Annotated in this window: 8 protein-coding genes; 5 read left to right on the top strand and 3 right to left on the bottom strand. The window is 61.6% G+C overall.

What is annotated here, in order from left to right; genetic code table 11:
- Nucleotides 1–218 precede the first annotated feature (218 nt).
- Together ABWU19_RS13255 and ABWU19_RS13250 are read left to right on the top strand one after the other, a co-directional pair.
- Nucleotides 219–1634, top strand: a complete 1416-nt coding sequence (locus tag ABWU19_RS13255; RefSeq protein ID WP_435902143.1) for an HD-GYP domain-containing protein — start codon at nt 219–221, stop codon at nt 1632–1634.
- A 130-nt stretch (nt 1635–1764) separates the two neighbouring features.
- Nucleotides 1765–2829, top strand: coding sequence for an ATP-binding protein (locus ABWU19_RS13250; protein WP_435902142.1), 1065 nt, complete (start codon nt 1765–1767; stop codon nt 2827–2829).
- 271 nt (nt 2830–3100) lie between these two features.
- Here ABWU19_RS13250 and ABWU19_RS13245 read toward each other — a convergent pair whose 3' ends face one another.
- Nucleotides 3101–3568: an RDD family protein gene (locus ABWU19_RS13245; protein ID WP_435902141.1), complete on the bottom strand. Its 468-nt coding sequence runs from the start codon at nt 3566–3568 to the stop codon at nt 3101–3103.
- Nucleotides 3569–3604: 36 nt separating this feature from the next.
- On the opposite strand from ABWU19_RS13245, the gene ABWU19_RS13240 reads away from it, so the two are divergent.
- The 3 genes from ABWU19_RS13240 to ABWU19_RS13230 all read left to right on the top strand — a co-directional run bounded on the left by ABWU19_RS13240 (nt 3605) and on the right by ABWU19_RS13230 (nt 8143).
- Nucleotides 3605–5617, top strand: a complete 2013-nt coding sequence (locus ABWU19_RS13240; RefSeq protein ID WP_435902140.1) for a thioredoxin domain-containing protein — start codon at nt 3605–3607, stop codon at nt 5615–5617.
- Between the two features lie 53 nt (nt 5618–5670).
- The gene (locus ABWU19_RS13235; RefSeq protein WP_435902139.1) at nt 5671–6435 is read left to right on the top strand and encodes a TIGR00282 family metallophosphoesterase; all 765 of its coding nucleotides are present in this window, start codon (nt 5671–5673) and stop codon (nt 6433–6435) included.
- A gap of 118 nt (nt 6436–6553) precedes the next feature.
- The gene (locus tag ABWU19_RS13230) at nt 6554–8143 is read left to right on the top strand and encodes a gamma-glutamyltransferase family protein (RefSeq protein ID WP_435902138.1); all 1590 of its coding nucleotides are present in this window, start codon (nt 6554–6556) and stop codon (nt 8141–8143) included.
- A 226-nt stretch (nt 8144–8369) separates the two neighbouring features.
- Here ABWU19_RS13230 and ABWU19_RS13225 read toward each other — a convergent pair whose 3' ends face one another.
- Nucleotides 8370–8579, bottom strand: coding sequence for a dodecin (locus ABWU19_RS13225; RefSeq protein ID WP_027876639.1), 210 nt, complete (start codon nt 8577–8579; stop codon nt 8370–8372).
- 213 nt (nt 8580–8792) lie between these two features.
- Complete coding sequence (locus tag ABWU19_RS13220) at nt 8793–9785, bottom strand: MBL fold metallo-hydrolase (RefSeq protein ID WP_435902137.1); 993 nt, start codon at nt 9783–9785, stop codon at nt 8793–8795.
- Nucleotides 9786–9892 lie beyond the last annotated feature (107 nt).

Raw genomic sequence — 9892 nt, 5'->3', positions numbered from 1 at the left:
GTAGTATCATTCAAAGCAACCGCTCCTTTACCGTGTCTCAGGCAGAAACACCTTACAGGAGCGGCCTGCTTTTGCCTACTCGGGGTTTTGTCGTGTACTTAGGCCAAAAACATTTCACAAACACCCGTAACGCCCCAGGCACTGCCTATGAGCTATAAGGCGGCAAATAACCCAAGCGTGCTTGTTGCCGGTGCTAGATTTAGTGCAGCGTGCGTGCTATGGCGATCTTCAACAAGAAAACATCGCAGTATCAGATTCTCCTGAGCGTGCTGGCTTTGCTTGGCTGGGGGACTGCTTCGTTTGTGTACCTACCAGATACCTATCAGGCCTTCAGCTTCTTGTTCTTGATACCCTGGGTCTGGAAAGATGGGCCGCGAAGCCTACCCTGGGTGGCGCCGCTGCTGTTTGCCTATGCCCTGGCACAGCACCTATACCCAAAGCTAAACCTGAGTGTAGACAGCCTGCTGGTGACCACGCTTCCCGGGCTGGCTGCCCTGGGCCTGGTGGCCTGGTTGCGCGAGCGTGATAGGCACACCCACAAGGAACTGGAGGAATCCTTGCGCTTCATGCACCTGCTGGAAGAGGCCAGTCTTAGCATTAGCAACGCCAACGACCCCCTCGAGCTCACCGAAAGTGCCATGACCTACCTGCACAGTCTTGAGGTGGCCCCACACCTGGCTTTTGTGCGTTTCCGTGAGGGTAAGCCGGTGGTGGTTAGTGCAAGGGGTGCCCTCGAGCGCTACCGCGGGCGGCATCTACCCCAGCAAAAGCTGAGCACCCACGCCTCGCTAACCGACAGCTTTACGGTGGGGAACTACCTCGAGGGCATCCCCGAAAGTGCGGGCTGGTCTACCGCGGCGGTTCCAGTATCAGCACGGCAAAAGCGCCCCCTGGGGGTGGTGATTTTGGCCCGTGAGGGGAATAAGCCCTTTCAATCCGACGAAAAAGCCATTGCCAACTCGCTGGTTCGGGTCATGGGGGCACAACTGGGGCAGATGGAAGCCCTCAAGCAGCTCGAGGATGCCTACGATGGCACGCTGCGTGCCCTGGGTCTGGCGCTGGAATTCCGCGACCATGAGACCCAGGGCCATACCAAACGGGTAGTGGCCTGGGCCGACCAGCTTGCTCAGGATGTGGGACTCGATGCGTCCATGCGCAAATTTCTGCGCTGGGGGGCTTATTTGCACGATATTGGTAAGCTTTCTATTTCCGATAACATCCTGCGTAAGCCCGGCAAGCTCGATGAAGAAGAGTGGGAGATTATGAAAGGCCACGTGTTGAAGGGTTGGGAGATGCTCTCACGGGTGCCTTTTCTGCCCCAGGAAACCCTGGAAGTGGTGCGCCACCACCACGAAAACTGGGATGGCAGCGGTTATCCCGATGGCCTGAAGGGGCAGGATATCCCCATCTTGGCCCGCATTTTTGCGGTAGTAGATACCTTCGATGCGCTCTATAGCACCCGCCCTTACAAACGGGCCTGGAAACCCGCCGAAATTATTGAAGAGCTGAACCGCCTCAAAGGCAAAAAGCTCGACCCCAAGCTGGTGGATATTTTTGTCAAGCGTATTACCTCCCCCTCCGGCAAGGAAACCATGGAGGCCGCCAACCCCAATAAGCCCGGCATCAGGGCATAGCGGTGTGCTTGATGGATAAAGCACCCCGCTTACTGAGAATCTGGACGTGTCCAACCTGGTCAGGAAAGGTTTTCGCGGTAACTGCCCCCTGGTGAGGCTTACTGAACACACTGGGATAAAATAGCCAGCAATGCAGCTTTTTCCCCCCTTACACCAAACCCTGCTGGCCGAACTCTTTCATGCTCGAGTACCCCGGGGCGAACCCTGGGCCTGGGTGCTTAGCAGGCGAATACTGGCTGATGAAACCTTGGCCCGACGGCTCTTGTGCGAGCCACTGAGCCCTGGATTGGCCGACTGGATTGACCAGGAGCTTATGCGTCTGCGACGGGAGCTGGGGCACCTCAGAAAGCAGTATCCCTTTTCCGAGTTTGGGCACCTCGAGCCCAGCCCGGCTGAGGCCGCGGCCTTAGATGTGCTGCAGAAGGGTTCTTCTGCAGATGTTCAAGCGCTCTACCGGAAGCATGGATATGGCATCTATGTCTACCATAGCGCTTTTGTTTTCGACGGCCAGATCGGGGCTGTGGAGAGGCCTGACCCAGCTTGTTTCGACGATCTGGTGGGCTATACCCGGCAAATTAGCACACTGCGCGCAAATGTTGAGCGCTTTGTGGCAGGTAAGCCGGCGGTTCCAATGCTGTTGTACGGGGCTCGAGGTTCTGGTAAATCAACCTCGGTGAAGGCCTTGCGCACCCACTATGCCCAGCACGGCCTGCGGCTGGTGGAGGTTTTGTCGGAAGGGTTGGATCAACTGCCTTCCCTGATGGAGACGCTGGCCCCGCTGCCTTTTCGCTTCGTGCTTTACATGGACGACCTGGCCTTTTCCGAAGGCGATGAGCGATTTCACCGGCTCAAGGTGCTGCTCGAGGGCGCTGTCTATGAGCGGCCTGCTAACGTGCTGGTGGTGGCTACCTCTAACCGTCGCAACCTGGTGTCCCAGCACTGGTCGGAGCGCCCCGACCCAGATGCCAGCGACCCCGCTTCCTGGGACACCTTGCAGGACAAACTGGCCCTGGCCGACCGCTTTGGGCTGGTGATCACCTTTCCACCTTTCGACCAGCAGCTCTACCTGGAGGCGGTGGCCCACCTGCTCGGAAGGGCGCTAGACCCCGAGACCCGCGCGGCTGCACTAAAGTTTGCCCTCGAGGGAAGGGGTTTTTCGGGCCGTACAGCACGGCATTTTGCCAACCAGCAGTAGTCTGGTTGGGCTGGTATGCTGCTGTTTAGGCTGTTCAAACCTGCTAAAAAGCCCGGCGCAGCCCACGGTGTGTTAGCAAAAAGCCACTGCACCTTCCCGATTGGGATTGCGCTAGGCCGCTTTGGCTATGCCTTCCATCGAGTACCACCGCACCCGAACGAATGCAGGCCAACCTTCTGCCGGCACTGCCGAACGCTTAGAGCGCTTTTTGTTAGTCCTTGAGCCCTGTTGCTTGTCGAACGTCCATTGCAGAGGTGTGGTTGGTGTGCCCTCAGATGCCAGCCCTGTCCGTGCGCTGGAATACCACAAAGGTCTCGGCCACCATATCGTGCAAAGCCTGGTGATCCTCATCCCACAACACCAGCAACAAACCCAGGTTTAACACCATGGCATTGAGCCAGCGCCCGGCGCTTTCGCGTAAAAAGGCCTGTAGCAGGGTGGGGCGTTTTCCCGCTCGATTGACCACCCGTAGCCCCATCAGCTCCTTGCCCAGGGTCTGACCCTTGCGGGCCAGGGGCAAAACCGCGTAGGTAAACCAGGCCAGGGGAGCGCACAGGCCAAAAAGAATCAGACCCTCGCTCGAGAAATAGTGGCCCGGATGGGTGGGCGGAAACAAAGCGGTGGCGGCCCGAACGATGCCCAGCTGCAAGCCTGCCAGCACCCCCAGGTCAATCAGACCGGCCAGCAGCCGCCGGGCCAGGTAACGCAGGGTTGCGCGGGTACGCAAGCGCTTTACCACACTTTTACTTTAGCTCGGTGTCGCTAGGCTGTGGGTGTGCCAAACCGACTTGCCCAGGAAAGCAGCCCTTATCTTTTGCAGCATGCCCACAACCCGGTGGATTGGTACCCCTGGGGCGAAGAGGCTTTTGCCAAGGCTAGAGCCGAGCACAAGCCTATCTTTTTGTCGGTGGGGTATGCCACCTGCCACTGGTGCCACGTGATGGAGCGGGAGAGCTTCGAAGACCCCGAGGTGGCCCAGTTCCTGAACACCCATTTCGTGCCCGTCAAGGTAGACCGCGAGGAGCTACCCGATGTGGATCAGGTCTATATGGCGGCCCTGCAAGCCATGACCGGCTCGGGCGGCTGGCCCATGAACATGTTCCTGATGCCCGACCTGCGGCCCTTTTTTGGTGGAACCTACTGGCCCCCAGAAGACCGCCAGGGCTTTCCCAGCTTCCGGCGGGTGCTCATGGGTGTACACAACGCCTGGCTCCACCAGCAAAAAGAGGTTCTGGAGAACGCTGAGCAGCTCACCACCCACCTGCAAGCCCAGCTCAAACCGCGGGCTGGGGCCTTGCCCGCCGACCTGCACAGCGCGGCCCTGGCCGGGCTTTCCCGGGCCTTCGACCCGGTGTACGGCGGCTTTGGTGGCGCACCCAAGTTTCCCCAATCGCCGGGCCTCTTGTATTTGCTCTCGCACGCCTGGCTGGGGGATGAGACCGCCTGGAAGCATCTGCAACTCACGCTCGACCGCATGGCCGAAGGCGGCATCTACGACCAGGTCGGGGGTGGTTTTCACCGCTATGCGGTGGACCACATCTGGCGGGTGCCGCACTTCGAGAAGATGCTCTACGACAACGCTCAGTTGGCTCGAGTTTATGCCGCTGCGGGCCTGCTCAGTAGGGGAGAGCAAGCCCATAGGTATCGGCGGATTGCGCTCGAGACCCTGGACTACGTTTTGCGTGAGATAACCGGCCCCGAGGGCGGGTTCTGGTCGGCCCAGGATGCCGACTCGGAGGGGGTGGAGGGCAAGTTTTATGTCTGGCAGGCCGCCGAGTTCCGCGAAATTCTGGGTGCGGAAGCCGACGCCGCCATGCGGTTGTTTGGGGTTTCGGAGGCTGGAAACTGGGAACATGCCAACGTTTTGGAGCGCCGCACCCCCGACGCCGTGCTGATGCAACACCTGGGTATGGGGCCCGAAGCCTTCGAAAACTGGGTCGAGAGTGTGCGACAGCGCCTGTACGAGGCGCGCACCAAACGCATCCCACCCCTCACCGACGACAAGGTGCTGGCCGACTGGAATGGGCTGATGCTGCGCACCCTGGCCGATGTGGGGCGCTGGCTGGGGGAAGCGCGGTACCTCGAGGCTGCCCGCAAAAATGCCGCCTTTGTGATGCGGGTGATGTACCAGGAGGGCCTGCTCCGGCATTCCTGGCGCAATGGTCTGCTCAAGCCCCAGGCTTATCTGAGCGACCAGGCCAGCTACGGACTGGGGCTCCTGGCCTTATATCAGGCCACCGGTGAGGCGGAGTGGCTCGAGGGTGCCCGGCAGCTGGCCGAGGCCATCCTGACCCAGTTCAAGGAGCCCGATGGGGCCTTCCGCGACGCGCTGGACTCCCGCCTGCCGGTCATGGCCCGCGATGCCTACGATGGGCCGTATCCCTCGGGGAGTGCTTTAGCTGCCGAGCTTTTGTTCCGCCTGGCGGCCCTGTACGAGCGCCCCGACTGGCACCAGGCGGCCTTGTCGGCGGTGGAGTTCTATGCCCAGAGCCTATCGCGCAATGCCTTTGGCTTTCCGGCCCTGTTGCAGGCCCACCTGGTGGGCAGCCGCGGCAGCGAGCTGGCCGTGGTGGCGCCAGCGGAGCTGATCCACCCGATTCGCAGGTGGTTTTTGCCCCTCACCACCCTGGCCTACGGCCCACCCGATGCCCTGCCGGTCTTGCAAAAGCGGCAGCCAGGGCTGGCCTACCTGTGCCAGCAGGGGGCCTGCCGCCTTCCCGTAGACAGCCCGGAAAAGCTTCGGGAGGAACTCGAGGCGATCTACCCGGGCATAATGACCCAAAGCTAAAGCGGGTGGTCTTTTGCACCCTGGCCTTCAGGCCGCCGCGATAAGCTGGGCCTATGCGTGTTCTATTCGTCGGCGATGTCTTTGGCGAGCCGGGCCTACGGGCCGTGGCGATGCACCTTCCCGACCTGCGACCCCAGTACGATCTGGTCATCGTCAACGGCGAAAACGCCCACCACGGCAAGGGCCTGTCCAAGCCTGCCTACCGCAAACTGCGCCAAGCCGGGGCCGACCTGATCACCCTGGGCAACCATGCCTGGGACCACAAAGACATTTACGAACTTATCGAGACCGAGCCCATCATCCGGGCCCTCAACTACCCCCCCGGCACCCCTGGCAAAGGGTACTGGGTGCTCGAGGCCGGTGGGGAGCGCCTGCTGGTGATGCAGGTGATGGGCCAGGTCAATATGGGCCTCTCCCTCTACGACCCTTTCCGCAGCAGCGAGGCTTTATTGGCTGAAGTAGAGCACGATTATGCCCTGCTCGAGGTGCACGCCGAGGCCACCAGCGAAAAATACGCCCTGGGCTACTACCTGGGCGGCAAAGTGGCGGCCCTGCTGGGCACCCATACCCACGTACAGACCGCCGACGCCGGCTTTCTAGCCAACGGCACTGCCATTCAGGCCGATGTGGGCATGACCGGCCCCATTCACTCCATCATTGGCGGCGAGATCGAGAGCTTTTTGGGGCGCTTCATCACCCAGCGGCCCACCCCCTTCAAGGCCGCCTCGGGACGGGCCATGTTCTGCGCCACCGAGCTGGTGCTGGAAGGGGGCCACTGTGTTCAGATCCGGCCCATGCGCTGGGACGAGCCGGAGTAACCGGCTACCCATGTGCACTCATTTTGCTCGGGGTGAACAACCGCCTGAAGGGTGAGGGTTCACCCCAACGTGGCATGAGGGCATTGTCTTGGGCACAGCATCGGCTATAGTTCCAGACATGAACCTCAACCACTATCCCTACCCTTCCCGCCGCAACGTGGTAACCGGCAAGCGGGGCGCGGTGGCTACCAGCCAGCCCCAGGCAGCCCTGGCCGGCATGGAGATGCTGTTGGCCGGGGGCAACGCGGTGGACGCGGCCCTCGCCATGGCCATGGCCCTGACCGTGCTCGAGCCCACCTCCAACGGCATCGGCTCGGATGCCTTTGCCCTGGTGCACGACGGACAGAAGCTCCACGGGCTGAACGGGAGCGGGATGAGCCCCGCCGGCCTGGACTTTGCCACCTTTGCTGCAGGTGGGCAGGTGCCCACCCGGGGCTGGCTGCCGGTCACGGTGCCGGGCGCACCGGATGCCTGGCGCGAACTCCACCAGAAGTTCGGCAGGCTGCCCTTCGAACGGCTTTTTGAGCCGGCCATCCGCTATGCCGAGGAGGGTTTTGCCGTAACCCCCGAGACCGGGCGCAGCTGGCGGCGCCTCGAGGCGGTGTATGGCCCCCTGCAAGACCCCTGCTATAAGCCCTTCAAGGAAGTCTTTATGCCCGGGGGTAAAGCTCCACGCCCTGGCGAAATCTGGCGCAGCCCCAAGCACGCCCAGACCCTGCGCGAGATTGCCCGCAGCCATGCCGAGAGTTTTTACCGCGGCAAACTGGCCGCCCAGATGGCCGATTTTGCCGCAGCCACTGGGGGCTACCTGACCCGGGCCGACCTGGCCGCCCACCGTTCGGAGTGGGTGGAGCCCCTCATGGTGCGCTACAAGGGCCTCGAGCTGCACGAGATACCTCCCGCCGGGCAGGGCATTGCCGCTCTGATGGCCCTGAAAATCCTGGAGGGCCTGGGCCTCGAGCGCTACCCGCGCGACTCGGTCGAGGGCTTTCACCTCCAGCTCGAGGCCATGAAACTGGCCTTTGCCGATGTGCAAAAGTACGTGGCCGACCCCCGCTTCATGCGCGTATCGCCCGCCGACCTGCTTGACAGCGAATACCTGGCCCAGCGCCGCAGGTTGATCGGCGAACAGGCCCAGTTTGTTCAAGCGGGCGCACCCCGCGGGGGCACGGTGTATCTGTGCGCCGCCGATGGCGAGCTGCAGGTCTCCTTCATTCAGTCCAACTACATGGGCTTTGGGGCCGGCATTGTGGCAGACGGCACCGGCATCTCGCTGCAAAACCGGGGGGCTTGCTTTGTGCTGGAGGAAGAACACCCCAACTGCTATGCCCCGGCCAAAAAGCCCTTCCACACCATCATCCCTGGCTTCCTGACCCAAGACGGCAAGCCCCTGGGGCCGTTTGGGGTGATGGGCGGGCACATGCAGCCCCAGGGGCACCTGCAGATGGTGGTCAACCTGGAGGACTACGGGTTAAACCCCCAGGCGGCCCTGGACGCGCCCCGCTGGCAGTGGATACAGGGCCGGCAGGTGGAGCTCGAGCAGAGCCTGCCTCCCCACGTAATCTTTGGCCTCAAGGAGCTGGGCCACGAGGTGGTTTTGCAGGGCGAGTGGGCCTCCTTTGGCCGGGGTCAGATGATTCTGAGGCCCAAAGAAGCCTTCCTGGCCGCCACCGAGCCACGGGCCGACGGCCTGGCCCTGGCCTGGTGATACGGGTTGCGCCAGGGTAGATTGGCAAAACCAGCGGAGTAGGTCTATGCGTGCCTGGCGCAATTCCCCCAGCGATCTTTCGGAACAGCATCTTGTGTTTCAACTATGGAGACACTACGAACCCCACCCGAAGCGTTCTGCTAGGCGCTTGCAAAAACCCATATGTTGACCGCTGCAAGTTGCGGCGTTTCGGGCGGGGGCCCCAAAAAGCGGATTTCCTATTGAGCTATTCCTCGTCGAGGCGGAAGCCGACCAACAGCGTGACCTGGTAGGTATTCACGTAGCCGTCGGTCAGGCTGCCGCGAATCTCCTTAACCTCGAACCAGTCCAGGTTCCGCAAGGTTCGGCGGGCCCGGGTCAGGGCCACCTTGATGGCGTCCTCGAGGCTCTCGCTACTGCTGCCCACCAGCTCTACCTTCTTGTAGACCTTGCTCATATGCTTCCTCCTTGGTACTGGCTTTCGTGCCCAATAAATCGCCCTTTTTGACCTCACCCAGGTGTCGTGCTCAGGTTGGTTCAAAGCCTGTTGGCTGCTCGTACAACTCCTATGATACCGCTCAAATGCAGGGGGGTGGCTGCTGGTAAGGGGGCGCTCGAGTCCAGACGGTGGTAGAAGCAAGCAATGGCGAGCGCGCGCAATGGTTCCGTTTTAGCGGCTGTAGTGGATAACTCCGTCCAGCTCGAGCTGCCGTACCTTGCCCTGGGCTACCAGGTACTCCAGGTGGGCCAGCGTCTCCGACCAGGCAAAGCGCCGCTGGGCTAGGTTGAGGTTGCCGGGAAACAGCCCCAGCGATAGCTGCCAGCAGGTTTGTGGGTGATGGTTCATGAGCTGGAGCAGGAACTCCAGCCGCTCCAGGTGGTGGGCTTTGAGCTCGGCCACCCGCCCGGCAATGTCTTTGATGGGGCGGTAATGCCCCGGCAGGGCCACCGAAGCCCTCAGGGCTGCGGTTTTTTCCAACGACTCGAAGTAGTGCTGCAGGGGGTTGGGGTAGGAGTAGGCCCAGATGCCGATGTTGGGGGAGATGCGCTCCAGGATTTGATCCCCGGCCAGCAGTACGCCGTCCGATTCACGCAGCAGCATGGCGTGGCCGTCGGCGTGGCCGGGTGTCCAGACCACCCGAAAGCTCATGCCCGCCAGGGATAGCTGCTGGCCATCGGCGAAGGTCTGCGGGCTTTGGGCCGGATGCACCCGGCTGCGGGTTTTTTGCATTTCCCCGGCCAGGTCGGCCAGGTACGCGTCGCTGATGCCGTGCTGCCGAAAAAGCTGCTGACCTATCTGGGCCATGTGCTCGGGCTGGGTCCAGAAGATGTGCCCTCGCTCTTTCTCCACGTCCAGCAGCCACACCTGGGGGCCGTGTGGTTCAATCAGTCCGGCCAGGCCGTAGTGATCGGGGTGGTGGTGGGTGACCAGCAGGTGCTCGAGGTCGCCATACCCCAGCCCGTGCTGGTGCAGGGCCGCCTCGAGGTTGCTTCTGGCTTCTGGGGTGTCGAGCCCACAGTCCACCAGCACAGGTCCACTGCTTACCCCGGGGCCGGGTTTTAGCAGATAACAGTTCACGTACTTGAAGGGGTACGGAATAGGAACAGGAATGGCGAATATGTTGGGTGCGACCTCGGAAGACAAGCCGGTGACGTGCGCCATAAGCAGATTGTACCAAGTCAAACTTTCGCGGCCAGACTAGAGGCTGGTAAGAACCTATTCTAAACGAAGGCCGTCAGTTATGTTTATAGCATGAACCGCCGTCCATA

Origin of the sequence: Meiothermus cerbereus, from assembly GCF_051297115.1 — a bacterium.
Taxonomy (GTDB): domain Bacteria; phylum Deinococcota; class Deinococci; order Deinococcales; family Thermaceae; genus Meiothermus; species Meiothermus cerbereus_A.
Note: the sequence above shows the minus strand (reverse complement) of the source record. Positions and strands in the feature narration are given on the sequence as shown.